This window comes from Microcella sp., from assembly GCF_046296455.1.
Classification (GTDB): Bacteria; Actinomycetota; Actinomycetes; order Actinomycetales; family Microbacteriaceae; genus Microcella.
Genome location: NZ_JBKBLF010000029.1, coordinates 1 through 24,734, shown reverse-complemented (window position 1 = coordinate 24,734; position 24,734 = coordinate 1). Strand labels below are relative to the sequence as shown.

The window sequence follows — 24,734 nt, the reverse complement described above, 5'->3', positions numbered from 1 at the left end:
GGCGGCGGGGCGCCTCGTCGGCGACGGGCGCGGCGGCCGGCTCGACGGCCTCGACCGTCGGCGCGGCGGCGAGGTCGGCGGCCGGCTCGGCCTCGGGGGCCTCGCCTGCGGACTCGGCACGGTTCTGGGTGATCGCGTCCACCAGTTCTCCCTTGCGAAGTTTCGAGACGCCGGCGACACCGAGCTCGGTCGCGAGCTGCTGCAGCTCGGCAAGCTTGAGGGTGCCGAGGTCGGCGGGGGCATCCGCGCTCGAGGCGCGGACGATGGGGTCAGTCACGGGAATTGTTCCTTTCGGCTCCGAGCGAGATACGCCACGGAGGATGCCTGGTGCCTCATGATCGCGATACCGGTGCGGTGCGGGGAGGAGACCGAGAAGCGGTGTCGACCGCGCGAACGCTGGGGTGGCGCGAGTGGAAGCAGCGGGGCTGCTGGTAATGCTCGGCTGGAGGGCGGTTAGACCGCGGCCTCGACCGGATGCGTGTTCACTGTAGCACCCTTGAAATCGACGGCCAGCATGTGCGACAGCCACGGCGTGGTGGCGTGCTGCTCGATGAGCTCGGCCGCCTGCAGCCGCTGCGCGGGGTCGCTGCAGAGCACGAGCACCGAGGGGCCAGCGCCCGAGACGACGGCGGCGAGCCCGTGCTGCCGCAGCACCGTGATGAGCGCATTGGTCTCGGGCATGGCGCTCGCACGATAGGTCTGGTGCAGCTTGTCTTCGGTCGCGGCGAGCAGCAGCTCGGGGCTCTGGATCAGGGCGGCGATGAGCAGCGCCGAGCGCGAGACGTTGAAGATCGCGTCTTGGTGCGGCACAGATTCCGGCTGCAGCGAGCGGGCGAGCGCGGTCGACATCGTGCTCGTCTCGGGCACGGCCACGAGCAGCGAGACGCCGCGGTGCACCGTGAGGCGCTTGTGCTGCGGACCCTCGGGCGTCACCCACGCGATCGTGAGCCCGCCGAAGAGGGCGGGGGCCACGTTGTCGGGGTGGCCCTCGAGCTCGGTCGCCCGCGCGAGCAGGTCGTCGGCCGACATCTCGACGATGCCCTCGAGCAGGCCCTTGGCGGCCATGACGCCCGAGACGATCGCCGCACCCGACGAGCCCATGCCGCGGCCGTGCGGGATGACGTTGTGGGCGACGAGGTCGAGGCCCGGCATCACGAGCCCATGGGCGGCGAAAGTGTGGGCGATCGAGCGCACGACGAGGTTCGACTCGTCGGTCGGCACCTCGCCCTCGCCGACCCCGTGCACCTCGACCGTGGCCCCGGGCGCCTCGCGCACGCTCACCTCGAGCTCGTCGTAGACCGACAGTGCGAGACCGAGCGTGTCGAAGCCCGGACCGAGGTTGGCTGTCGTCGCCGGCACCTTGACCGTGACGCGGCGACCGAGCAGCCGCGGGTCGACGGCGGTCACGCCGACACCCGCTGCAGGCCCAGCACCGAGGCGACCTCGGCAGTGTCGACGCGCACGACGGTCGGCGACACGTCGACGCCGTCGGGGCCCTTGAGCGCCCACTGCGGGTCTTTGAGCCCGTGGCCGGTGACCGTCAGCACGACGGTCGAGCCGGCGGGAATGGCGCCCGCCTCGGCGCGCTCGAGCAGGCCCGCGACCGAGATGGCCGATGCCGGCTCGACGAAGATGCCGACCTCCTGCGAGAGGAGCCGGTGCGCGAGCAGGATGTGCTCGTCGGAGATGGCCCCGAAGTAGCCGTTGCTGTCATCGCGCGCGGCGAGCGCGAGCTCCCACGACGCGGGGTTGCCGATGCGGATCGCGCTCGCGATCGTCTCGGGCTTGCGCACGGGCTCGCCGAGCACGATGGGTGCGCTGCCCGAGGCCTGGAAACCGAACATGCGCGGCAGTTTCGTGGTCGCGCCGCGGTCGAGCTCTTCGCGGTACCCGCGGTGGTACGCGGTGTAGTTGCCCGCATTGCCCACCGGAAGAATGTGGAAGTCAGGCGCATCCCCCAGCACCTCGACGACCTCGAAGGCGCCCGTCTTCTGGCCCTCGATGCGATCGGGGTTGACCGAGTTGACGAGGTGCACGGGGTAGTTGGCCGAGAGGTCGCGGGCGATGTCGAGGCAGTCATCGAAGTTGCCCTCGATCTGGATGATCTCGGCCTTGTGGGCCACCGCCTGGCTGAGCTTGCCCATCGAGATCTTGCCCTCGGGCACGAGTACCGCGGCCGTGATGCCCGCGTGCGTGGCGTACGCCGCGGCCGACGCCGAGGTGTTGCCGGTCGAGGCGCAGATAACGGCCTTCGCGCCGTGCTCGACGGCCTTCGAGATGGCCATCGTCATGCCGCGGTCTTTGAACGAGCCGGTCGGGTTCATGCCCTCGTACTTGACGTAGACCGACGCACCGGTGCGCTCACTGAGGTACCGAGCGGGAATGAGCGGCGTGCCGCCCTCACCGAGCGTGATGATCGGGGTGGCCTCGCTGATATCGAGTCGATCGGCGTACTCGTGCAGGAGTCCGCGCCACTGCTTCGCCATCTACAGTCCTTCTACTCGCAGCACGCTCGTCACGCTGTGGACGACGCTGCTGGTGGTCAGTGCCGCGACCGTTGCGGCGAGATCGGCCTCGGAGGCCTCGTGGGTTCCGATGACCAGGGTAGCCGCGCTCGCTGCGCCCGAGGGACGCGCGGGGTCGGCCGGGGTCACCGACTGCTGCACCGTCTCGACCGAGACGCCGTGGCTCTGGAACAGGGCCGCGATGACGGCGAGCACGCCCGGCTCGTCGGCGACGAGCAGGGTGATCTGGTACCGGGTGGTGATGGCGCTGATCGGCAGCACGGGCAGGTCGGCGTGCGTGCTCTCGGCGACGCCCGGGCCGCCGACGACGTGCCGACGAGCGGCCGACACGACGTCTCCGAGCACGGCCGAGGCCGTCTGGATGCCCCCGGCGCCCGCGCCGTAGAACATGAGCGAGCCGGCGGCCTCGGCCTCGACGAACACGGCGTTGTTCGCGCCGTGCACGGCGGCGAGCGGGTGCGTGTCGGGGATGAGCGCGGGGTGCACCCGCACGCTCACGCCGTCGGTGCCCGATGCGGGGTCGGTGAGCCGCTCGCAGATGGCCAGCAGCTTGACGACGTAGCCGGCCTTGCGCGCGGCGACGACCTGCTCGAGCGTGACCTCGGTGATGCCCTCTCGGTGAACGGCCCCGACGGGCACGAGCGTGTGGAAAGCGAGGCTCGCGAGGATGGCGGCCTTCTGCGCAGCGTCGTAGCCTCCGACATCCGCCGTCGGGTCGGCCTCGGCGTAGCCGAGCTCGGTCGCCGTGGCGAGCGCCTGCTGCATCGACTCGCCCTGCGTGTCCATGCGGTCGAGGATGAAGTTCGTCGTGCCGTTGACGATGCCCAGGATGCGTTCGACCCGGTCGCCCGCGAGCGAATCGCGCAGCGGCCGGATGATCGGGATCGCCCCGCCCACCGCCGCCTCGTAGTACAGCTGCGCGCCGACCTGCCCGGCCGCCTCGAAGAGCTCGGGGCCGTGGGTGGCGAGCAGCGCCTTGTTGGCCGTGATGACGTCGGCGCCCGAGGTGAGCGCCTGCAGGATGAGGGTGCGGGCGGGCTCGAGGCCGCCCATGAGCTCGACGACGATGTCAGAGCTGAGGATGAGCGATTCGGCGTCGGTCGTGAGCAGCTCGCGCGGGATGGCGGTGTCGCGCGGCGCGTCGAGGTCGCGCACGGCGACGCCCGCGAGCTCGATGCCGGCGCCGATGCGGGCGGCGAGCTCGTCGCGGTGCGTCAGCAGCTGGTCGGCGACCTGGGCGCCGACGCTGCCCGCGCCGAGCAGGGCGACGCGGAGGTTGCGGTATTCGATCACGGAGTGTCTCCTCGGGGCTGATTCGCAGGGGGGAGCTGGGCGAGCACATCGCGGCGCAGCAGGTCGTGCTCGGTCTCGCCGCGCACGATCAGGCGCACGGCACCGTCGCGTACCGCGACGACCGCGGGCCGCGCCAGGTAGTTGTAGTTGCTCGCGAGCGAGAAGCAGTAGGCGCCCGTCGCCGGCACGGCGACGAGGTCGTCGGGTGCGGTGTCGACGGGCAGGTAGGCGTCGCGCACGACGATGTCGCCGCTCTCGCAGTGTTTGCCCGCGACGCGCACGAGCACGGGCTCGGCCGTCGAGCCCCGGCCCGCGAGAGCCACCGAGTAGTCGGCGCTGTAGAGGGCGGGGCGGGCGTTGTCGCTCATGCCGCCGTCGACGCTGACGTATCGCCGCACGGCCGTCGTGCCCTCGTCGACGGTCACGACCACGTCTTTCGTGGTGCCGACCTCGTAGAGCGTGACGCCCGCCGGCCCGATGATGGTGCGACCCGGCTCGACGGCGACCTTCGGCGTCGGGATGCCCAGCTCGCGGCACACCGAGGCCACGGCCGCGAGCAGCGCGTCGGCGACCTGCTCGATCGCCGGTGCATCGTCGCTCTCGACGTAGGCGATGCCGAACCCGCCGCCCAGGTTGAGCTCGGGCACCTCGCCTCCGGCGCCCAGCGCGGCATGCAGGGTGAGCAGCCGTCGCGCGGCCTCGAGAAAACCCTCGACCGCGAAGATCTGCGAGCCGATGTGCGAGTGCAGGCCCAGGAAGCGCAGGCCGGAGTGGGCGCGGATGGCGGCCACCGCATCCGGGGCATCGGAGATGGGGATGCCGAACTTCTGGTCTTCGCGCGCCGTGGCGAGGTACTCGTGGGTGTGGGCGTGCACGCCCGAGTTGATGCGCAGGCGCACCGGCTGCACGCGCCCGTGGCGCTCAGCCGCCGCGGCGACGCGCTCGATCTCGATGAGGGAGTCGATGACGATCGCGCCCACGCCGACCGCGACGGCGCGGTCGATCTCGGCGAGCGACTTGTTGTTGCCGTGCAGGCCCAGCCGGCCCGGGTCGACGCCGGCGGCGAGGGCCACGGCGAGCTCTCCCCCACTGGCGACGTCGATGTTGAGCCCGGCCGCGATCATCCAGCGCGCAACCTCGGTGCACAGGAAGGCCTTGCCCGCGTAGTAGACGGCCGCGGTGGTGCCATGCGCGGCGGCGGCGGTCGTGAAGGCCGCGAGGGTTCGCGCGGCCCGATCGCGGGCATCCTGCTCATCGACGACGTAGAGCGGCGTGCCGAACTCGGCGGCCAGACGCGGCAGCGGCACCCCGCCGATCGCGATCGCACCCTCGGCCGTGCGTGCGGCGCTCGACGGCCACACGTGGGCGGGCAGAGCGTCGCCGTCGACGGGCGGCACGAGCCACGACGGCGAGAGCGGGTTGGCGGACACGGATGACCTCACGGGGACGACGAACTGGGGGTGTGAGGCGAGCGAACCCGGCTTGGTTCCTGAAGCCGATCTCGAGTTTAGCGGCGTGCGGTGCGCGGATTCACCGGCGGCGACTGCTCGCTAGCCGCACGCGCCGCGCGTCGAGAACTCGGGGCCGCCGAGCGCGGCGTCCTCGGCCGCGAAGACCACGACGAGCTGCTCGTCGCCGACCTGCACCGACGTGAGCTCGAGCGCTTGCGGCAGGTACTGGGCGACGCAGAAGCTCTGCGAGGTCAGCAGGGGCTCGACGAGCCCGCCGAACTGCTCTTGCAACTGCGCGGCGTCGAGGCGCTCGTCGCCGAGCTGCACGCTCGACGGCGTGAACGCGAGCTGCCCGTCTTGCACCGAGGGGGTGAGGCCGAGCCCGACCGAGAACTCGATGCCGAAGAACGAGAAGGCGGTCTGGAACCGGATCTCGCGCTCATCGAGCTGCACATCGTTGATGACCGTTCCGGCGAGGAACCCGGCGATCGCCGCGACGTCGGCCTCAGCCACCCGGTAGACGGCCTGCACCGAGTCGCTGGGCTGCGTCGCATCGATCGCCACGCCCTGCGCGATGAGCGTCAGATCGCCCGCGAGCTCGCCCACCGCGACGTCGGGCGCCTCGACGGTCACGGCGTCGAGGCGTCCGCCGATGACCTGCAGCAGCACCGAGGCCCCCTCGATCGTGACCTCGACGGGATGCTCGGGCTCGAGCTGCAGCGACTCGCGCACCTGATCGCCGATGAGCGCCGACACCTGCTGGCGCGCCAGCGACTCGGCGATGACGGCGGCGATGCCGAGCACGACGACCACGCCGATGACGATGAGCGCGGCGATGAGCCCGCGGCGACGCGGGCGCGGTGCGGGCTCGACCACGACGATCGTGTCGGCGGAAACCTCGGCTCCCTCGGGCTCGGTGGTCGCGGGCTCGAATGCCTCGGGCTCGGTGGTCTGCGGCCCGCTCGTCTCGGGCTCGCTCGGCGTCGTCGGGTCGGCCACGGTCACATCCGTTCCGGCGCCGAGACGCCGATCAGGGTCAAGCCGTTGCGCAGCACCTGACCGGTGGCGTCGTTGAGCCACAGGCGCGTGCCGTGGATGCTCGAGACGGGCTCGTCGCCCTGCGGCGTGACCCGGCAGGTGTCGTACCAGCGGTGGTAGGCGGCCGCGAGCTCTTCGAGATAGCGGGCGACGCGGTGCGGCTCGCGCAGCGTCGCGGCCTGCGCCACGATGCGCGGGAACTCGGCGAGCGCCCCGAGCAGCACGCTCTCGGTCTCGTCGGTGAGCAGCTCGCTCGCGAACACCGAGCGGTCGACGCCCGAGGCGGCGGCGTTGCGGGCCACCTGGTGCGTGCGGGCGTGCGCGTACTGCACGTAGAACACGGGGTTGTCGTTCGTGCGCTTCTGCAGCAGCTCGGGGTCGAGCGTCAGCGGCGAATCGGCGGGGTAGCGCGCGAGCGAATAACGCAGGGCATCGGTGCCGAGCCACTCGCGCAGGTCGTTGAGCTCGATGATGTTGCCCGCGCGCTTGCTGAGCCGCGCGCCGTTGATGCTCACGAGCTGACCGATCAGAACCTCGATGTCGCGCTCCGGGTCGTCGCCCGCGGCTCCGGCGAGCGCCTTGAGGCGGTGCACATAGCCGTGGTGGTCGGCACCGAGCAGGTAGATCTTGTGCGCGAAGCCGCGGTCGCTCTTCGAGAGGTAGTACGCCGCGTCGGCCGCGAAGTAGGTGTAGACGCCGTTACCGCGCTTGATGACGCGGTCTTTGTCGTCGCCGAAGTCGGTCGTGCGCACCCAGATGGCGTCGTCGAGGTCGTAGACGTGGCCCTGTGCGCGCAGGCGCTCGACCGCCTCGTCGATGCGGCTCGCGTTGCTCGCCGCATCGACCGCGTGCAGCACGCGCTCGCTGAACCACACGTCGAAGTGCACGTTGAAGCGTTCGAGCGACTCGCGGATCTCGTCGAGCTGCCAGCCGTAGCCGAGCTCGCGCGCGATCGCGACCGCCTCGCTGCGGGGCAGGGTGGCCAGGTCGGGGCGCTCGGCGAGAGCACGCATCCCCAGCGCCGTGATGTACTCGCCCGGGTACCCGTTCTCGGGGGCGGGCTCGCCCAGGGCGGCGGCGAGCACCGACTCACCGAAGACGTCCATCTGGGCGCCCGCGTCGTTGACGTAGAACTCGCTGACGAGGGTCGCGCCGCTCGCCGACAGCACGCGCGCGAGCGAGTCGCCGAGTGCCGCCCACCGGGTGTGCCCGATGTGCAACGGGCCTGTCGGGTTCGCCGACACGAACTCGAGGTTGATCGTCTGGCCGAGCAGCGATTCGTTGTGTCCGTAGGTCTCGCCCGCCTCGACGATGACGCGCGCGAGCTCGCCCGCGGCACCCGCCTCGAGGCGGATGTTGAGGAACCCGGGGCCGGCGACCTCGACCGCGGCGACACCCTCGATCGCGAGGATGCCGGGCACGAGCTCGTCGGCGAGCGTGCGCGGCGGCATCCCGACCCGCTTCGCCTGCTTGAGTGCGACGGAGGTGGCCCAGTCGCCGTGATCGCGGTTGCGAGGGCGCTCGAGCGCGATGTCGTCGACCGTCAATTGGCCCGCGGCCTCGGCGTCGCGGCGCCCGACCGCGTCGACGACGACGGCGAGCAGGGCGGCGGCGAGCTGGGCGGGATTCATGAGGGTCGATCCTATCGGGCTGTCGCTGCCCGCCTGCCGCGCCCGAGGGGGCCACAATGGCCCCATGAACCTCGCCCGTTCGACCACCGCGATCGCCGCCGCGATCGTGCTCGCGACCGCGCTCGCCGGCTGCGTCGGCGCACCCGTCGACCCCGGAGCGAGCGCTTCGCCCAGCCCCTCAGCGTCGCCCGATGCCGCCCCCTCGCCGACCGCGAGCTCGAGTGTCGGGCCCACCGGGCTCGTCGTGCTGCCATTCTCGATCGCGTGCGACGAGCTCGTCACGGCCGACGCGCTCTACGAGTTCAACCCCAATGTCGGGGTCGACCCCGAGCCGAGCGCGACGGGGCTCGTAGCGACGATCGCCGAATCCGGCGGGGTCACGTGCGGCTGGCTCAACCAGACGAGCGGAGACCGCATCTCGGTGGGCGTGCTGCGGCTCGACGCGGCCTCGCTCGACCGCGTGCGCGGCGAAGCCGCCGAGCGGGGCGAGCCCGAGACGCAGTACTTCGACGGCTACTTTCGCGAAGAGGGCGGCGTCGGTCACGCCGAAGACTTCGAGCGCGACTACTGGATCGTGCTCGACTCCGCAGCCCTACTGGGGGCCGACGAGGTGGGCTCGTTCCTCGCCGCCCTGCGGCCCGCGCTGCCGTAGCGGCTCGCTAGCCGAGCGGCAGCAGGGCGCGCACGTCGTCGTCGAGGGGCTCGTCTGCGTGCGCATGCACGAGCAGGCGCTGCAGCGTCAGCGAGGTGCCGTCGTTGGCGAGGAACGCGGTATCGGCGGCGTCGCGCCCCGTCGCGATGCGCAGCATGCCTGAGCGCGGAGCGAGGCCCGTGGCGTCGGCCACCACCCACTGGTCGTCGACGAGCGCCTCGACGACGGCGTGGAAGTCCATCGGATGCAGCTGCGGGGCGTAGACCGAGACGACGCGGGCGGGCACATCGGTCGCGCGCAGCACCCCGGCGAGCAGGTGGGCGAAGTCACGGCACACGCCCTGCCCGGTCGCGAGGATCTCGGGCAGTCCGTCGGTGGGCGAGGTCGAGCCGGGCGTGTAGACGAGGCGCTCCGCCACCCACTCGCGCGCCGCCATCAGGCGCTCGCGCTCGGGCAGGGCGCACAGGTCGTCGATGACCCTCGGATCGACGAGCGGGCCCGCGAGCTCGTCGGACTGCACGTACCGACTCGGGCGGACGGCGAGGATGCGCTCGGTCGAGTCGACGACGCGCGGTGCGCCCCGGCCGGTCACTGTCGCCGAGTACCGCACCGTGAGTGGACCGGCGGGGGCGTCGGCGGTGTGCCAGCGGGTGCCGCTGAAGCCCACGACCTCGGTCATCGCGAGCGGTGCGCCCGCGGCCGTCACCTCGAGCCGCTCGTCGATCATCAACCCGGGAGCGCTCGACACCGCGACGGCCAGCACGATGGCCGTGGCCTCGCCGAGGGTCGCATCGATCTCGCACCCGACCGTGCGGCGCATGCCGTGCTCGCTCCCCATGCGGTCAGCCTGGCACGGAGCGGAGGTGGGCGCGAGAACCGCTAGGCTAGGCGAGCCTCCGTAGCTCAGGGGATAGAGCATCAGTTTCCGGTACTGAGGGTCGCAGGTTCGAATCCTGTCGGGGGCGCCAGCAATCTCGCGTGTGGTGCGGTTTTTCGCGCTCGGGCGCGAGCGTTCACGGCCAAGCGCGAGAAACGGCACGAAAACGGCGACGGTGCGTGGGGATGCGCGGCGTTGGATCGTGGCATCGGGCACCGCACTCGCTCCATGACAGTGGCCAAGCAAGGCTGGGAGCTCGTCAGTCCTTTGTGCCGATCCACTCGATGAGCTCATCGAACAGTGCACGCCGCTTCTTCGCAGAGAGTGGTGCGCCAAGGGGGCCTACCGGCACGAGCTCAATCGGTGGAAGGTCAACGAGCGCGAATCTCACACCCTTCGCACGTTGCATTCCCGCCCGCGAGTCGATGATCTCAACCGACGCGACAACGGCGGTTCGCACTGATCCCCACAGTGTCGCCGCCACTCCGCCGGTCCAAAAGTCGAGGCGATCACCGCCGACCGTGATCGTGACGGGGAGTAACCTCGCGATTCGACCAGTCGGGGCTGCTTCCCGATTCGTCAGAACTTCATGGCTCCCGTCGATCCCGGAGACAGTGAACAGGAGACGACCGGGTTGCTCACGACGCAGCGCTCGGTTTCGTAGATGGACAGGAAGCATGACAAGACAAACAATCCCTCCGACGAGGACAACCGCGAGAAGCGCTCCCCACAGCAGCGCAGAGACGACAACCGCACTGTCTAGAGGGCTCCTCGCCACGCGAGCGATTGCGAGAATTGCGAGGCCGAGGAACGCCACGACCCACGCCCACTGTGAGAGTGACCATAACTGGCGCTTCGTTTCTGGGGCATCATCGACGCCGTGGAGTCCTTGAACCACCGCGACCCTATTCGACGCCGCGGTTCTGGCGGCGCACGGGCTTGGGGGCGCGGCCGCCGAGGAACGAGCGACGCGGGTCGACGACGAAGCCCTGCCGCAGCGCCTCGCGGCCGATGAGCATGCGGAACCCCATGCTGTCGCGGTTGCTGAGGGTCATCTCGGCCGTGATCGTGCGGCCCATGAGCGTGATGTCCATGAGCACGACGATGCGCTCCTCCGTGTGACCCGACGAGCTGCGCACCGTGCGGCGATCATGCACGGGGCACTCGACCACGACCGTGTCGGCGTCGGATCGCTGCCACGGTCGCAGCCGGAAGCGCACGCGCTCGATGCCCTCAGCATCCGGGGCCAGGGGCTCGATACCGAAGGCGTGCACGCTCGATGAGCGCGCGCCGGTGTCGAGCTTCGCCTTGATCCAGGGCACGCCCGCCGAGGGCAGGCCGACCCACTCGCGCCACCCGGCGATGGTGGTTGAATGGGCGGGCTCAGTCACACCCTCATCTTGTCAGGGGCACCCCATGAAACTCGCCATTCTCTCGCGTGCCCCGCACTCGTACTCGACGGGGCGCCTGCGCGCGGCCGCCGAGCAGCGCGGTCACCGCGTGAAGGTGCTCAACACGCTGCGGTTCGCCGTCGACCTCACGGGGCCCGAGCCCGACCTCAACTACCGCGGCAAGCCGCTCTCGACCTACGACGCGATCCTGCCCCGCATCGGCAACTCGATCACGTACTTCGGCACGGCCGTCGTGCGCCAGTTCGAGCAGATGGACGTCTTCACCCCCAACACCGCGAACGGCATCAGCAACGCCCGCGACAAGCTGCGGGCCACCCAGATCTTGAGCCGCCACGGCATCGGGATGCCCGCCACGGCTTTCGTGCGCAACCGCGCCGACGTGCGCCCCGCGATCGAACGCGTGGGCGGCGCCCCCGTCGTGATCAAGCTGCTCGAGGGCACGCAAGGCATCGGCGTGATCCTCGCCCCCCAGGCCAAAGTGGCCGAGGCGATCATCGAGACGCTGCACTCGACGAAGCAGAACGTGCTCATCCAGCAGTTCATCGCCGAGAGCCGCGGCCGCGACATCCGCGCCCTCGTCGTCGGCGACCGCGTCGTCGCTGCCATGCGGCGCACCGCCGAGGGCGACGAGTTCCGCTCGAACGTGCACCGCGGCGGCACCGTCGAAGCAGTCACCCTCTCGCCGGAGTACGAGCGCGCCGCGGTGCGCTCGGCGCAGATCATGGGCCTGCGGGTCGCGGGCGTCGACATGCTCGAGGGCAACGAGGGGCCGCTCGTCATGGAGGTCAACTCCTCCCCCGGCCTCGAGGGCATCGAGCGCGCGACCAAGCTCGACGTCGCCGGCGCGATCATCGACTACATCTCGCACGAGGTCGCGTTCCCCGACATCGACGTGCGGCAGCGGCTCTCGGTGTCGACGGGCTACGGCGTGGCCGAGCTCGTCGTGCATGCCGGGGCCGAAATCGTCGGGCAGACGCTCGGTGAGTCGGGCATCCTCGACCGCGACATCACGGTGCTCACCCTCAATCGCGGCACGACCGTGATCCCCAACCCGCGGCGATCGCAAGTGCTGCAGGCCGAAGACCGCCTGCTGTGCTTCGGGCGCATGGAAGAGATGCGGTCGATGACGCCGAGCCGCCGTCGCCGTCGGGCCGCCGTTCGCAAGCTTCCGAAGAGCGCGACGCCGCAGGACTGAGCCGCTGCTCAGTCGACCGCGGCGTCAGTCGCGTGCGTCTCGAGAAAGCGGTAGAGCTCTTGGTCGTCGACGCCGGGGAACGTTCCGCTCGGCAGCGGCGACAGGATGTGCGCGTGCAGCTTGGCGCTCGTCCACACCTTGCCCTGCCACCGCGTCGCGAGCTCGCCATCGGGGCGCTTGCAGCACCCCGGGTCGGGGCACGTCGAGCGGTGCCGGTTGACGGTGTCGCGCCCGCGGAACCACTTCGAGTCGGCGAACGGCACACCGACCGTGATCGAGAACTCGTCAGAGGTTCCTGACCCGATCTGCGTCGACTCCCAGAAGGTGCCCTCGGGGGTGTCGGTGTACTGGTAGTACTCGGTGGTGCGGTTGGTGCGGGCGAAGGCGGCGCGGGCGCTCCAGCGCCGACACACGAGCTGGCCCTCGGTCGAGCCCGTCACATCGACCGGCAGCCGCAGGCCGTCGTTCTCGTAGGCCTTGTAGACGGCGCCGTCGCCCCCCACGCGCATGAAGTGCACCGTGAGGTCGAGGTGGCTCGTCGCGAGGTTGGTGAAGCGCAGCGCGGCCGCCTCGTGCGTGACCCCGAACGCGTCGCGAAAGTCTTCTACCGCGATGTTGCGGTCGGACTTCGCCTGCGCGAGGAAGGCGACCGACTGCTCGCGCGGCATGAGGCACGCGGCCGCGAAGTAGTTGATCTCGAGCCGCTGCCGCAAGAACTCAGCGTAGCTCGTGGGCACCTCGTGCGCGAGCAGCCGGTGGGCGATGGCCTGCAACGCCATCGAGCGCAGGCCGTGCCCGCCGGGAATCGACGCGGGCGGCAGGTAGATGCGCCCGTTGTCGAGGTCGGTGACCGAGCGCGCCGAGTGCGGCAGGTCGTTGACGTAAACGAGCTCGAAGCCGAGCTTCTGCGCCATGAGCCCGACCTCGCGGTGGGTGAGGGCCCCGCTCACGTGCCCCGATTCGGCGACGACCTGCTGCGCGAGTTCTTCGATCTCGGGCAGGTAGTTGTCGACCGTGCGCATGTGCAGGCGCTGGGCGGTGTTGGCCCGGCGCGCCTCTTCGGGCGTCGCGATCGCCTGGCGCTCGCGCTCGACGAGGGCACGGTGCAGGCCGACGATCGACTCGAGCACGTCGTCGGGCATCGATCGGCCGGCGCGCACGACGGGCAGCCCGAGGCCCGCGTAGTGCGGGCTGCGCTGCGCGCGCTCGAGCTCGATCTCGAGCGCGGCGCGCGGCGTGGGTGGGGTCGTGTCGAGCAGGTCGCCGAGCGAGGCGCCGAGCTCGGTGGCGATCGCGGTGAGCAGGGTGACGCGCGGTTCGCGGCGGCCGTTCTCCATGAGCGAGAGCTGACTGCCGGCCACACCGACGCGGTCGCCGAGCTGATCGAGGGTGAGTCCCGCAGCGGTGCGGTAGTGCCGGATGCGCTGGCCGAGTGTCACGAGGTCGCTCATGCCTTGACGATATCGAAAGAACGCCCGTTCTTTCCAGTCAAAGTGTTCGGAACAGCCATCCATGGCCCGTCACGATAGGGATATCGCCGAATTCTCCGAGGGAGACCGCCATGACCCTGCTCGACCGCACCAGCATCCCGACCGCCCCCGCCGCCGCCACCGCCACCGAGGCCCCGCGGCGCCCCGCTGAGGTCGCCGTGTGGGTCAGCGAGATCGCCGCCCTGCTCGAGCCCGCCGAGGTGCGCTGGGTCGACGGCTCGACTCGCGAGCGCCACGAGCTGCTGCAGCTGCTCGTCTCGACCGGCACCATCGAGCAGCTCAACCCCGACCTTCGCCCCTACTCGTTCCTCGCCCGCTCGGCCGAGAGCGACGTCGCTCGCCTCGAGAGCCGCACCTTCATCTGCACCGAGAACGAGGCCGACGCCGGGCCCACGAACAACTGGCGCGAGCCGGCCGCGATGCGCGCCGAGCTCGAGGGCGTCATGCGCGGCGCCATGCGGGGCCGCACGATGTACGTCGTGCCGTTCGCGATGGGCCCCATCGGCTCGCCCATGGCGCGCTTCGGCGTGCAGGTCACCGATTCGCCGTACGTCGTGGTGAGCATCGGCACGATGACGCGCATGGGCGACGCCGCCCTCGACGCGATTGCACGCGGGGCATCCTGGGTGCCCGCCGTACACAGCGTGGGCGCGCCGCTCGCCCCGGGCCAGCAGGATGTCGCGTGGCCGTGCAACGACACGAAGTACATCGTGCAGTTTCCTGAAACGCGCGAGATCTGGTCGTACGGCTCGGCCTACGGCGGCAACGCCATCCTCGCCAAGAAGGCCTACGCCCTGCGCATCGCCTCGGTCATGGCCCGCGACGAGGGCTGGCTCGCCGAGCACATGCTGCTCATCAAGGTGACGCCGCCCTTGGGCAAGTCGTACCACCTGGCCGCTGCCTTTCCGAGCGCGTGCGGCAAGACCAACATGGCCATGATGACCCCGAGCCTGCCCGGCTGGAAGGTCGAGACCATCGGCGACGACATCGCCTGGCTCTGGATCGGGGCCGACGGCCGCCTGCGCGCCATCAACCCCGAGGCCGGCTTCTTCGGCGTCGCGCCGGGCACCGGCATGCGCACCAACCCCACCGCGGTCGACGCGCTCTGGGGCAACACGATCTTCACCAACGTCGCTCGCACCGACGATGGCGATGTGTGGTGGGAGGGGCTGACCGACGAGAAGCCGGCCCGCCTCACCGACTGGCGCGGCGACGCGTGGACGCCCGACAGCGGGCGCCCCGCCGCCCACCCCAACTCGCGATTTACCGTGTCGGCCCGGCAATGCCCCTCGATCGCCGAGGACTGGGACGACCCGGAAGGCGTCGTCATCGACGCCATCATCTTCGGCGGCCGCCGAGCCAGCAACGTGCCCTTGGTGGTAGAGGCGCGCGACTGGGATCACGGTGTCTTCATGGGCGCCACGATCGCTTCAGAGCAGACGGCGGCCGCCGAAGGCACCGTCGGCGAGCTACGCCGCGACCCGTTCGCGATGCTGCCCTTCGCCGGCTACAACATGGCCGACTACTTCGCGCACTGGCTTGACTTCGGTCGCCGACTGCGCCGGTCGGCCCGGGTGCCGCGCGTGTTCCAGGTCAACTGGTTCCGCAAGGGAGCCGACGGCTCGTTCCTCTGGCCCGGCTTCGGCGAGAACGCCCGCGTGCTCGAGTGGATGGTCGGCCGGCTCGAGGGCCAGCTCGGCGCCGTCGAGTCGCCCATCGGGGCGCTGCCCGGTGCCGGCGCGCTCAACGTCGAGGGGCTCGAGCTCGACGAGGCCGCGCTCACCGAGCTGTTCATCGTCGACCCGGCCGCGTTCGAGGCCGAGGCCGACGACATCGAAGCGTTCTTCGCGACGTTCGGCGACCGACTGCCGCCCGAGCTCGCGCGCCAGCTCGCCCTGCTGCGCGACCGGCTCGCGGCCGCGCAGCACTAGGCGGGCGGGGGATGCTCAGCGTCGGTTGAGCAGGAACAGCAGTCCGGCAAGCGTGTAGGCGAGGGCGACGAGGATCGGCAGGATGTTGCCCGCGATCACGAGCAGGCCCGCGGTCGACAGCAGCCAGACGATCGAGAGCACGACGGGAACCGCGAAGAACCAGCGCGCGGCCCCGCGTGCGACCCCCTTCTGGTAGGTGACAACCGCACCGATGATGCCGCCGATCACGATGAGCACCGTCGCGACCGTGGCCGTGCCGCTGGGCAGCTCGGTGCCGAACGCACCGAGCAGTCGGATAAGCCCGAGCAGTAGGAACCCGATGCCGAACGCGACGAAGCCGAGCTTGCCGAGTACCGACCCGCCGACGACGCCGTTCGAGCCCGTCTGGCCGAAGGCCAAGAAGAAGCCGCTCGCGCCGAGCAGCAGCAGCCCGATGGTCGTGAGCCAGCCCGTGACGGGTCCGCCCGCGCCCGCCGCGCCCGCGATGAGGGCGATGAGCCAGAGCAGGCCGCCGGCGAGCATGCCGCCGCCGCCGAAGAGCCGCCAGTTCGCCGTTCGTTCCGTGACGCGTCCAGCCATGAGGTTCTCCATTCGACAGGGGTGTCGGCTCCGCTGCGATGGCGGCGGCGCCCGGGCCAGCGTGTCAGCATTCGGCACCGAAGGGAACAGGCGCGCCCCAACGTTCTCGTCGCGCCGTGCGTCTGAGAGGGTGAGAGCAGTGCTGGATGCCGCGCACCCCGCGGCGTGACGCGAGAGGACGGGCGCAGTGGGGCAGACAGCCCGTGCCGACTGGGAGTCGGTGCTCGCAACGCTCGTCGCCGAGCGCGGAGATGCCCTGACGCGGTACGCCTACGTGCTGTGCGGCGACCCCGACGACGCGGCCGATCTCGTGCAATCGGGGCTCGTCGCGACGTTCGGGCGCTTGCGCAACGGCTTCGCGATCGAGCGGGCCGAGGCGTACGTGCGTCGCGCGATCGCGTCGGCCTACATCGACAGGGGCCGCCGGGCATCGCGGTGGCGGGCGACGGCGCACCTGCAGGTGGTGCCCGAGCGTGTCGAGGCACCGGATGCGGCCACCGACCGCCGGCTCGACCTGAAGGCCGAGCTCGATGGCCTCAGCCCGCGCGAGCGGGCCTGCGTCGTGCTGCGGTACTACGGCGACCAGAAGGTCGACGACATCGCGACCGATCTCGGCATCAGCTCGGGAGCGGTCAAGCGCTACCTGAGCGACGGCCTCGCCAAGCTCGCCACGGCTCTCACCGAACCCGGAAGGGAGCATCATGGCCAGCTTCGATGACCTGGGGCGCGCGCTGCGCGACGACGCCGCAGCGAACGCCCCCGACGCCTCGGTGATCGATGTGGATGCGGTGGCGCGCGCCGCCCGCGCCCGACGACGGCCGCGCCAGTGGGCGGTCGGCGCGCTCGGGCTCGTCGCCGTGCTCGGCGTCGGCGGCATCGCCGTGGCGGCCGCGACCCCGCCGAGCCTCATCGCCGCGAGCGAGTCGGCCGACCTCGAGTCAACCGACCTCGAGACAACGGGGGCCGAGGATCTCGGAGCGCCGGAGGCAGACGGCGGCGCCCGCGCGCTCGCCGACTGGCTCGGCTCGTGCGGCGCGGCCCTTCCCGCAGCGGATGCGCAGCCGGTCGGGCTCGACCTCGAGGCGCAGCTTTTCTCAACCCCCTCGGCGGAGGGCGAGCTCACCGGCACCGCTCGGGTCATCAACACCGGCACCGCGCCGCGCACGGTCGTCACCCGCAGTGCGGCGTGGGCGGTCGTGGCGCAAGACGGAGTGGTCGTCGGCGGCGGCAGTATCGTCGGTGATGCCGCACGGCAGGCCGAGCTCGACCCGGGCGAGTCGCTCGAGCTGCCGGTGAGCACCTCGACGCGCTCGTGCCTCGACGGCACGGCGCTCGCTGCCGGCGAGTACACGGTCGTGGTGTTCGTCGACACGCGGCAGTCGCTCGACGAGCCCGAGGCCGTCGTCATCAGCCGCGAGTACCCCCTGCGGCTGCCCTGAGCCCGGCGCGCGTCGAGTTGCGCTCGACGCGCGGCAACCCCGCCTGGCTAGAATCGCGGCACCACGCCTCGGAGCCCGACAGGGCCCGCAGCGCGACCCGATCGATGAAGGGCAGGCCCATGGCGCGCCACCGCCGCATCCTCGCTCTCACGGCGCTCACGGCCGGGCTGCTCGCAGCGACGGCCTCTCCCGCCGCGGCGGCGCCCCCCGTCGATCTGGCGGGCGCCTACGTGCTCGACGAGACGGGAGTGCTCGACGGTCGCACGGCGAGCGTCGAGCAGGCCATCGACCGCCTGTTCGAGGCGAGCGGGGCCGCGCTCTACGTCGTCATCGTCGACCGCTTCGACGGCGCGCTCGACAGCCTGGCCTGGGCCGACGAGTCGGCCGCGATCTCGGGGCTCGGCGATCGGGATGCGCTGCTCGCGATCGCCGTCGACGACCGCGAGTACGCCACGAGCGTGGGCAGCGCGTTCCCCGCGAGCGACGCCGAGCTCGCGACGGCCGAGACCGACGCCCTCATCCCCGAGCTGCGCGACGACCGCTGGGCCGAGGGCATCATCGCCTACGCCGACAGCCTGAGCGCTGCGCTGAGCCCGGGCACCCCGCCCGGTGAGACCCCCGCTGCCGATGCCGGCGGCGGCATCCCGATCGTGCCGATCGCGCTCGGGGTCGGCGGGGCCGGAGCCGTCGCGTGGTTCCTCATCGCGCGCGCCCGTCGCAAGAAAGGTCCCGTGACGGCGCCCGTCGAACGGCAGTCGATCACCGAGCTCGACCAGACCGCATCCCGGCGCCTCGTGCAGCTCGACGACGCCCTCACCACGAGCGAGCAAGAGCTCGGGTTCGCCGAGGCGCAGTTCGGCGCCGCCCCCACCGAGGGTTTTCGCACCGCGCTCACGCAGGCCAAGGCGCTCGTGGCCGATGCCTTCCGCGTGCGCCGCGAGCTCGACGACGAGAATCCCGAGACCGACGAGCAGAAGCGCGCCGCCCTCGTCGGCATCATCACGGCGTGCGACGAGGCCGACGCCCTGCTCGAGGCGCAAGAAGACGCCTTCGACGCCCTGCGCGACGTCGAGCAGGATCTGCCCGCTGCCCTCGCCGCCGTGACGACAGCGCGCAACGAGGCCCCCGCGGCGCTCGACACCGCCGAGGCGACCGTCGAGCGACTGCGCGCCGACTTCGGGGCGACGGCGATCGCGAGCATCGTGGATGCTCCCGCGCAGGCTCGCCGCCTGCTCGAGCTCGCCGATACCGAGCTCGCCGAGGCCGGCGCGAACCAGCAGGCCGGCCGCACGAGCGAGGCGGCCATCGACGTGCGGTCGGCGCAGCTCGCGATCGCCCAGCTGACGAGCGCCACGGCCTCCGTCGAGCGGCTCGCAGGAGAGCTCGCCGAGGCGCGCACCGCCCTCGCCGCGCAGCAGGACGACCTGCGCGCCGGCATCGCCGCCGCAGCCACGCTGCCCGCGAGCCCGGCGCTCGCGAGCGCGCTCGCGGCCGCCGAGTCGACCCTCGCCGCGGCCGATGCCGCCGATCCCATCGCGGCCCTCGAGCGGCTCGTAACGGTCGATCGCGAGCTCGACACGCAGCTGGCCGGGGCCCGTGACGAGAGCGAGCGACGCGCGAAAGCCGAGGCCGCGCTCGAGCGAACGCTCGCCTCGGCGCGCAGTCGCATCCTGAGCGCCGCCGAGTACGTGACGGCCCACCGGGGCGCGGTCGGCGCCGATGCCCGCGCGCGCCTCGCCGAGGCGCAGGCACAGGAGCAGGTCGCGGCCGACACGAAGGCCGCCGACCCCGTCGGGGCGCTGACCGCCGCCCAGCGCGCGCTCGATCTGGCCGGGCAGGCGCTGCAGTCGGCCGAGAACGACGTGCGCTCGACGATGGCCCCGAGCGGCGCCGTCGGCGGCCTGCTCGCGGGCTCGGGAGGCGGCCGCGGCGGTGGCGTGAGCGAGGCGCTCATCGGCGGGCTCATCGGCGGGCTGCTGAGCGGCGGCGGCGGCAGCGGATTCGGCTCCGGCGGCGGCGGCGGCAGCCGACCACGCTTCGGGTCGAGTGGCGGGCGACGCCCCTCGAGCGGCGGCTCGACGCGCCGTTCCTCGTCAGCCCGCTCCTCCGGTCGCCGCGGCGGCGGCGGCCGCTTCTAGCGCGCCCTCTCCAGACGTTCCACCGACCACCGACAGAAAGGCACGACTCATGTCAAAGCAGTCCATCTTCGGCCGCATCGCGCAGCTCGCGAAGGCCAACATCCACGCCATGCTCGATGCCGCCGAAGACCCGGAGAAGATGCTCGACCAGATGGTGCGCGACTACACCGCGAGCATTCAGGAGGCGGAGGCCGCGATCGCGCAGACCATCGGCAACCTGCGCCTGCTCGAGCAGGACTACGCAGAAGACGTCGCCTCGGCGCAAGACTGGGGCCGCAAGGCGGTGGCCGCGAGCGCCAAGGCCGACGAGCTGCGCGCGGCGGGCAACGCCGCCGACGCCGACAAGTTCGACAACCTCGCCAAGGTCGCTCTCGGCAAGCAGCTCTCGGCCGAGTCCGAGGCCAAGGCCGTCGAGCCGACGATCGCCAGCCAGAGCGAGATCGTCGAGAAGCTCAAGGGCGGGCTCGAGGCCATGAAGGGCAAGCTCAACGAGCTGCGCTCGCAGCGCGACCAGCTCATCGCCCGCGCGAAGATCGCCGACGCCCAGTCGCAGGTCATCGACGCCGTCAAGAGCATCGACATCATGGACCCGACGAGCGAGCTCGGTCGGTTCGAGGAGAAGATCCGCCGCGAAGAGGCCAAGGTGCTCGGTCAGCAAGAGCTCGCCGCCTCGACGCTCGACGCGCAGTTCGAGTCGCTCGAAGACCTCGACAAGCAGACCGAGGTCGAGGCCCGCCTCGCCGCGCTCAAGTCGGGCGGCGCGCAGCAGGCGATCGGCCAGTAGCAATCGACGCCTCGCGCCCCCGCTGGCACGGGGTCGATCTCGCGCGCGGTCTCGCCGTGCTCGGCATGATGGCGGCCCACACGTGGCCCCGTGATGCCGAGCAGGGCGAGCTGCTCGTCGACGGCCGCCCCTCGGTGCTGTTCGCCGTCGTCGCGGGCGTCGCCCTCGGACTCGTGACGGGCGGCGCCCGGCCTGCGCCCACCGGTCGGGGCTCGGGTCGATCGGCCGCGCGCGGCCGGCTCGCGCTGCGGGCGGCGCTGCTCGTCGTCATGGGCGTGCTGCTGTGGATGCTCCCGAGCGGCATCGCCATCATCCTCGACGCATACGGCGTCATGTTCCTGCTGCTCGTGCCGCTGCTCTTCGCGGGTCGCGGCCTGCTCGCGGCCGTCGCCGTCGGACTCCTCATCGCAGCGCCCCTCGTGCGCGATCGGGTGGTCGAGCTCACCGGGCTCGGGCCGACGGGGCCGCTCGCGCTCGGCGACGACCCCGGGGCCGTGCTCGTCGACTGGCTGCTCACGGGCTACTACCCCGCCCTGCTCTGGCTGCCGCTGCTGCTCGCGGGGCTGCTGTGCGCGCGGGCCGGTCTCGGCTCGCGGCGCGTGCAGCTGCTCATGCTCGGCCTCGGCGCGGCTGCATGCCTCGCCGGCTACGGCGCGGCCGCCGTGCTGCCGGGCGTCGACGCCGAGGCGCACAGCGGCTCGACGGCCGAGCTGCTGGGCGCGGGCGGCCTCGCGATCGCGATCATCGGGGCGGCCCTGCTTGCGCTCGACGGCCCCACGACGTCGCGCGCGGCGCAGCTGGTCGCCGCTCCGCTCACGGCGCTCGGCCGCGTCGCGCTCACCGTGTACGTGGCACACGTGCTCGTGATCGCCGCGCTCGCGCCGCTCGGCCCGGCCGGGCGCTTCGACGCCGCGGTGGGCATCCCGCTGCTCATCGGGCTGTCGCTCGGCGGCATCGCGCTGGGGCTCGCGCTGCAGGCGATCGGGCGCCGCGGGCCCCTCGAGTGGCTGCTCTCGACCCTCGCCGGGCTTCCGTTCCGGCACCGCGATCCGGGTGCGAGACTGAGCGCATGACCAGCACCTTCCTCGTCGTGCCCCAGTGGCAGGGCTCGGGCTCGGCGCGAGCGATGCGGCTCGTCGACGGCGCCCACGCGATCCGCGCCGACCTGCCGAGCGCTGCGACCCGGCTCATCGACGTGCCGCTCGAGGCGGGAGACAGCGAGGGCACCGGCATCCTGCGCTACAGCGCGATCCGGCTCGTGCGCGAGCGCATCGAGCGCGAGCTCGCCGAGCTCGACGGCACCCCGATCATCATCGGCGGCGACTGCGGGGTCGAGTACGCGGGGATCGAGCACGCCGCCCGGCAGGGGCGCGTCGTGCTGCTCTGGGCCGATGCGCACGCCGACCTCAACACGGCCGAGAGCTCGCCGAGCGGGGCCTTTCACGGCATGGTGCTGCGATCGCTCATCGACGCGGGGGCGGTGTCGCCGGCCGACGTGCTGCTGCTCGGCGTGCGGGACCTCGACGATGCCGAAGCACGGTTCATCGATGAGGCAGGCATGCCGCGCGTGACCCCTGACGAGGTGGGCGACCGCGTGGCCGAGCGCATCGCCGCGGCGCGCGCCGACGGGGTCGAGCCCGTGCTCTACGTGCATGTCGATCTCGATGTGCTCGACCCCGGCATCTTCGGCGGTGTGGGGTTTCCAGCCCCCTTCGGGCTCACGCTCGAGCAGCTGACCACGGCGGTCGCGCAGGCGCGCGCACAGCTGCCCCTCGTCGGAGCCGGTCTCACCGAGTTCGCCCCCGCACCCGAGCGCGACTCGGTGCCGGGCGACAGCGCGGGGGCGACCGACGGCGAGGGCGACGAGGGCGCGAGTGACGCCCTCACCGTGATCCTGCGCATTCTCGCCGCCCTCAGCCGCTGAAACCTCGTCGCTGAGCGACAAAGGGCGGGCATCCCGCGATCGCCGCTGGCTACGCTGGCGGGCATGAGCGAGACCGCACCCGACCCCGCCAGCACGCCCCGCGTCACCGTCGAGCGCGACGGGCACCTGCTGCTCATCGGCCTCAACCGGCCCGAGAAGCGCAACGCCGCCGACGTGGCGATGCTCGAGCAGCTCGCTCTCGCTTACGGCGAGCTCGACCGCGACCCCGAGCTGCGCGTCGGCGTGGTCTTCGCCCACGGCGACCACTTCACGGGCGGGCTCGACCTCGCCGACGTCGTGCCGCGCATCGGTCCGCAGGGGCTCGCCATGGTGCCCGAGGGCGGCATCCACCCCTGGGGCATGGACGGCACGCGCGTGCGCAAGCCCGTCGTGCTCGCCGTGCAGGGCACCTGCCTGACGCTCGGCATCGAGCTCGCGCTCGCGAGCGACATCGTCGTGGCGGCCGACGACACGGTCTTCGCCCAGCTCGAGGTCGCCCGCGCGATCCTGCCCTTCGGCGGCGCGACGACGCGCTTCGCCCGCGCGGCCGGCTGGGGTGATGCGATGCGGTGGATGCTCACGGGCGACCGCTTCGATGCCGCCGAGGCGCACCGCATGGGTCTCGTGCAAGAGGTCGTGCCCGCGGGCGAGCAGCTGGCGCGCGCCCGCGAGCTGGCCGGTCGGATCGCGGCGCAGGCTCCCCTCGCCGTGCAGGCGACGCTCGCGAACGCGCGCCTCGCAGTGCGCGAGGGTGAGGCCGCCGCCGAGGCGCAGCTGCCGCGCGAGCTCGTGCGCCTCGCGCAGACGGAGGATGCCCGCATCGGCATGCAGGCTTTTCTCACTCGCACCGATCCGGAGTTCGTGGGACGGTAGGCGCATGCGCCCGCTCACGACGACCGCCCAGACCGATCTGCCCGCACTCGACACCTACGACCTCGTCGTCATCGGCGCGGGGGCCGTCGGCGAGAACGTCGCTGACCGGGCGGTGCAGGGCGGCCTGAGCGTGCTCATCGTCGAGAGCGATCTCGTCGGCGGCGAGTGCTCGTACTGGGCCTGCATGCCCTCGAAGGCGCTGCTGCGGGCGGGCAGCGTGCTGCGCGCCGCTCACGCCGTGCCGGGTGCGCGAGCGGCGATCACGGGCGGCATCGACGCCGACGCGGTGCTAGCGAGCCGTGATGCGGTGGCGAGCCACTGGGACGACGCCGGCCAGGTGCGCTGGCTGCAGAAGACGGGCATCGCGCTCGCGCGCGGGCACGCGCGCCTCGACGGCGAGCGCCGCGTCGTCATCACGGCGGCCGACGGCTCGAGCCGCACCGTGACGGCGACGCACGCCGTCGCGGTCTGCACGGGATCGACGGCCGCGATGCCACCGATCACCGGGCTCGCCGAGGCGCGGCCGTGGACCTCGCGCGAGATCACAAGCACCGAGACGGTTCCGGCGCGGCTCGCGATCATCGGCGGCGGGGTGGTGGGCTGCGAGATGGCGACGGCCTTCACGAGCCTCGGCAGCGCCGTCACCCTCATCGCGCGCAGCGGGCTGCTCGCGGGCGTGGAGCAGTTCGCGGGCGAGGCCGTCGCCGAGCGGCTGCGCGCCGACGGCGCCGAGGTGCTGCTCGGTTCGAGCCCCGAGCGCGTCGAGCGTCATGCCGACGGCACCGTGGCTCTCACTCTGCCGGGCGGGCGCGTCATCGAGGTCGACGAGGTCGTCGTCGCGACGGGTCGCGCGCCCGTCACGGGCGACCTCGGGCTCGAGACCATCGGGCTCGAGCCCGGCTCGTGGCTCGAGGTTGACGACACCCTTCGGGTGCGCGGCACCGATTGGCTCTACGCCGTCGGCGACGTCAACCACCGGGCACTGCTCACGCATCAGGGCAAGTACCAGGCCCGAGCGGCGGGCGACGTGATCGCGGCGCGCGCGAGCGGGGCATCCATCGACGACGCGCCCTGGGGTGCGCACGTCGCGACGGCCGACCACGACGCCGTGCCGCAGGTGACCTTCACGAGCCCCGAGGTCGCGAGCGTCGGCCTCACGGCGCAGCAGGCCGAGGCGAAGGGCCTGCGCACGCGCGTCGTCGACTACGAGCTCGGCTGGCTCGCCGGCGCGACCGTGCACGGCGACGACTACCGCGGCACCGCGCGCATGGTCGTCGATGAGGATCGCGGGGTCATCGTGGGCTTCACGATCGTCGGCGACGACGTGGGCGAGCTGCTGCACGCCGCCACGATCGCGATCGTCGGCGAGGTGCCGCTCACCCGCCTATGGCACGCGGTGCCCTCGTACCCGACCCTCAGCGAGATCTGGCTGCGCCTGCTCGAAGGCTACGGGCGGCCGTGAGCGCGGCGCCGTCGCGCGGCCGCGCGGCGCGCGCCGTCGA

General features: G+C 72.0%; 23 protein-coding genes and 1 tRNA gene. 12 read left to right on the top strand and 12 right to left on the bottom strand.

The window, feature by feature from the left end:
- The 7 genes from ACK4HH_RS12025 to argS all read right to left on the bottom strand — a co-directional run.
- The coding region (locus tag ACK4HH_RS12025) for a Rho termination factor N-terminal domain-containing protein (RefSeq protein ID WP_409652237.1) at window positions 1-277 on the bottom strand (277 nt) is incomplete at its 3' end.
- A 176-nt stretch (window positions 278-453) separates the two neighbouring features.
- Window positions 454-1,407, bottom strand: coding sequence for a homoserine kinase (gene thrB, locus ACK4HH_RS12020; RefSeq protein WP_409652234.1), 954 nt, complete (start codon window positions 1,405-1,407; stop codon window positions 454-456).
- Window positions 1,404-2,486 carry a threonine synthase gene (gene thrC / locus ACK4HH_RS12015; protein ID WP_255159802.1) on the bottom strand — a complete coding sequence of 361 codons (1,083 nt, stop codon included), beginning with the start codon at window positions 2,484-2,486 and terminating at the stop codon, window positions 1,404-1,406. The genes thrB and thrC overlap by 4 nt, the downstream gene beginning before the upstream one ends.
- Complete coding sequence (locus tag ACK4HH_RS12010; protein ID WP_409652231.1) at window positions 2,487-3,818, bottom strand: homoserine dehydrogenase; 1,332 nt, start codon at window positions 3,816-3,818, stop codon at window positions 2,487-2,489.
- Window positions 3,815-5,248, bottom strand: coding sequence for a diaminopimelate decarboxylase (gene lysA, locus ACK4HH_RS12005; RefSeq protein WP_409652228.1), 1,434 nt, complete (start codon window positions 5,246-5,248; stop codon window positions 3,815-3,817). The genes ACK4HH_RS12010 and lysA overlap by 4 nt, the downstream gene beginning before the upstream one ends.
- A 120-nt stretch (window positions 5,249-5,368) precedes the next feature.
- Entirely contained in the window at window positions 5,369-6,268 is a 900-nt protein-coding gene (locus tag ACK4HH_RS12000; protein WP_409652225.1) for a DUF2993 domain-containing protein, read from the bottom strand.
- A 2-nt stretch (window positions 6,269-6,270) separates the two neighbouring features.
- Window positions 6,271-7,938 carry an arginine--tRNA ligase gene (gene argS, locus ACK4HH_RS11995; RefSeq protein WP_409652222.1) on the bottom strand — a complete coding sequence of 556 codons (1,668 nt, stop codon included), beginning with the start codon at window positions 7,936-7,938 and terminating at the stop codon, window positions 6,271-6,273.
- Window positions 7,939-8,002: 64 nt separating this feature from the next.
- On the opposite strand from argS, the gene ACK4HH_RS11990 reads away from it, so the two are divergent.
- The gene (locus ACK4HH_RS11990) at window positions 8,003-8,590 is read left to right on the top strand and encodes a hypothetical protein (protein ID WP_409652220.1); all 588 of its coding nucleotides are present in this window, start codon (window positions 8,003-8,005) and stop codon (window positions 8,588-8,590) included.
- A gap of 7 nt (window positions 8,591-8,597) precedes the next feature.
- Here the strand turns inward: ACK4HH_RS11990 and ACK4HH_RS11985 are convergent, their stop codons facing one another.
- Complete coding sequence (locus ACK4HH_RS11985; protein ID WP_409652218.1) at window positions 8,598-9,428, bottom strand: transglutaminase-like domain-containing protein; 831 nt, start codon at window positions 9,426-9,428, stop codon at window positions 8,598-8,600.
- A gap of 54 nt (window positions 9,429-9,482) precedes the next feature.
- On the opposite strand from ACK4HH_RS11985, the gene ACK4HH_RS11980 reads away from it, so the two are divergent.
- Window positions 9,483-9,558, top strand: a tRNA-Arg gene (locus tag ACK4HH_RS11980).
- Window positions 9,559-9,726: 168 nt separating this feature from the next.
- On the opposite strand, the gene ACK4HH_RS11975 is transcribed toward ACK4HH_RS11980, so the two are convergent.
- Window positions 9,727-10,284, bottom strand: a complete 558-nt coding sequence (locus ACK4HH_RS11975) for a hypothetical protein (protein WP_409652215.1) — start codon at window positions 10,282-10,284, stop codon at window positions 9,727-9,729.
- Window positions 10,285-10,372: 88 nt separating this feature from the next.
- Window positions 10,373-10,858: an ATP-dependent zinc protease gene (locus ACK4HH_RS11970; protein ID WP_409652212.1), complete on the bottom strand. Its 486-nt coding sequence runs from the start codon at window positions 10,856-10,858 to the stop codon at window positions 10,373-10,375.
- Window positions 10,859-10,883: 25 nt separating this feature from the next.
- Here ACK4HH_RS11970 and ACK4HH_RS11965 point away from each other — a divergent pair, with 25 nt between their 5' ends.
- Window positions 10,884-12,074, top strand: coding sequence for a RimK family alpha-L-glutamate ligase (locus ACK4HH_RS11965; RefSeq protein ID WP_409652210.1), 1,191 nt, complete (start codon window positions 10,884-10,886; stop codon window positions 12,072-12,074).
- An 8-nt stretch (window positions 12,075-12,082) separates the two neighbouring features.
- Here ACK4HH_RS11965 and ACK4HH_RS11960 read toward each other — a convergent pair whose 3' ends face one another.
- Window positions 12,083-13,525: a helix-turn-helix domain-containing protein gene (locus ACK4HH_RS11960; protein WP_409652207.1), complete on the bottom strand. Its 1,443-nt coding sequence runs from the start codon at window positions 13,523-13,525 to the stop codon at window positions 12,083-12,085.
- A 110-nt stretch (window positions 13,526-13,635) separates the two neighbouring features.
- Between ACK4HH_RS11960 and ACK4HH_RS11955 the strand changes: the two genes are divergently transcribed.
- The gene (locus tag ACK4HH_RS11955; protein ID WP_409652204.1) at window positions 13,636-15,495 is read left to right on the top strand and encodes a phosphoenolpyruvate carboxykinase (GTP); all 1,860 of its coding nucleotides are present in this window, start codon (window positions 13,636-13,638) and stop codon (window positions 15,493-15,495) included.
- A 15-nt stretch (window positions 15,496-15,510) separates the two neighbouring features.
- Here the strand turns inward: ACK4HH_RS11955 and ACK4HH_RS11950 are convergent, their stop codons facing one another.
- Complete coding sequence (locus ACK4HH_RS11950) at window positions 15,511-16,074, bottom strand: hypothetical protein (RefSeq protein ID WP_409652202.1); 564 nt, start codon at window positions 16,072-16,074, stop codon at window positions 15,511-15,513.
- Between the two features lie 187 nt (window positions 16,075-16,261).
- Here ACK4HH_RS11950 and ACK4HH_RS11945 point away from each other — a divergent pair, with 187 nt between their 5' ends.
- The 8 genes from ACK4HH_RS11945 to ACK4HH_RS11910 all read left to right on the top strand — a co-directional run bounded on the left by ACK4HH_RS11945 (window position 16,262) and on the right by ACK4HH_RS11910 (window position 24,694).
- A complete protein-coding gene (locus ACK4HH_RS11945; RefSeq protein ID WP_409652199.1) occupies window positions 16,262-16,792 on the top strand; it encodes a sigma-70 family RNA polymerase sigma factor in 531 nt (176 codons plus the stop codon).
- On the top strand, window positions 16,776-17,513 hold the full coding sequence (locus ACK4HH_RS11940; protein ID WP_409652196.1) for a hypothetical protein: 738 nt from the start codon (window positions 16,776-16,778) through the stop codon (window positions 17,511-17,513). The genes ACK4HH_RS11945 and ACK4HH_RS11940 overlap by 17 nt, the downstream gene beginning before the upstream one ends.
- A 119-nt stretch (window positions 17,514-17,632) precedes the next feature.
- Entirely contained in the window at window positions 17,633-19,651 is a 2,019-nt protein-coding gene (locus ACK4HH_RS11935) for a TPM domain-containing protein (protein WP_409652193.1), read from the top strand.
- A gap of 49 nt (window positions 19,652-19,700) precedes the next feature.
- Window positions 19,701-20,435, top strand: a complete 735-nt coding sequence (locus tag ACK4HH_RS11930) for a PspA/IM30 family protein (protein WP_409652190.1) — start codon at window positions 19,701-19,703, stop codon at window positions 20,433-20,435.
- A gap of 65 nt (window positions 20,436-20,500) precedes the next feature.
- Complete coding sequence (locus tag ACK4HH_RS11925; RefSeq protein ID WP_409652239.1) at window positions 20,501-21,508, top strand: DUF418 domain-containing protein; 1,008 nt, start codon at window positions 20,501-20,503, stop codon at window positions 21,506-21,508.
- A complete protein-coding gene (locus ACK4HH_RS11920) occupies window positions 21,505-22,359 on the top strand; it encodes an arginase family protein (protein WP_409652188.1) in 855 nt (284 codons plus the stop codon). Before ACK4HH_RS11925 ends, ACK4HH_RS11920 begins: the two co-directional genes overlap by 4 nt.
- Window positions 22,360-22,422: 63 nt before the next feature.
- Entirely contained in the window at window positions 22,423-23,232 is an 810-nt protein-coding gene (locus tag ACK4HH_RS11915; RefSeq protein ID WP_409652186.1) for a crotonase/enoyl-CoA hydratase family protein, read from the top strand.
- A gap of 4 nt (window positions 23,233-23,236) precedes the next feature.
- The gene (locus tag ACK4HH_RS11910; RefSeq protein WP_409652184.1) at window positions 23,237-24,694 is read left to right on the top strand and encodes a dihydrolipoyl dehydrogenase family protein; all 1,458 of its coding nucleotides are present in this window, start codon (window positions 23,237-23,239) and stop codon (window positions 24,692-24,694) included.
- Window positions 24,695-24,734 lie beyond the last annotated feature (40 nt).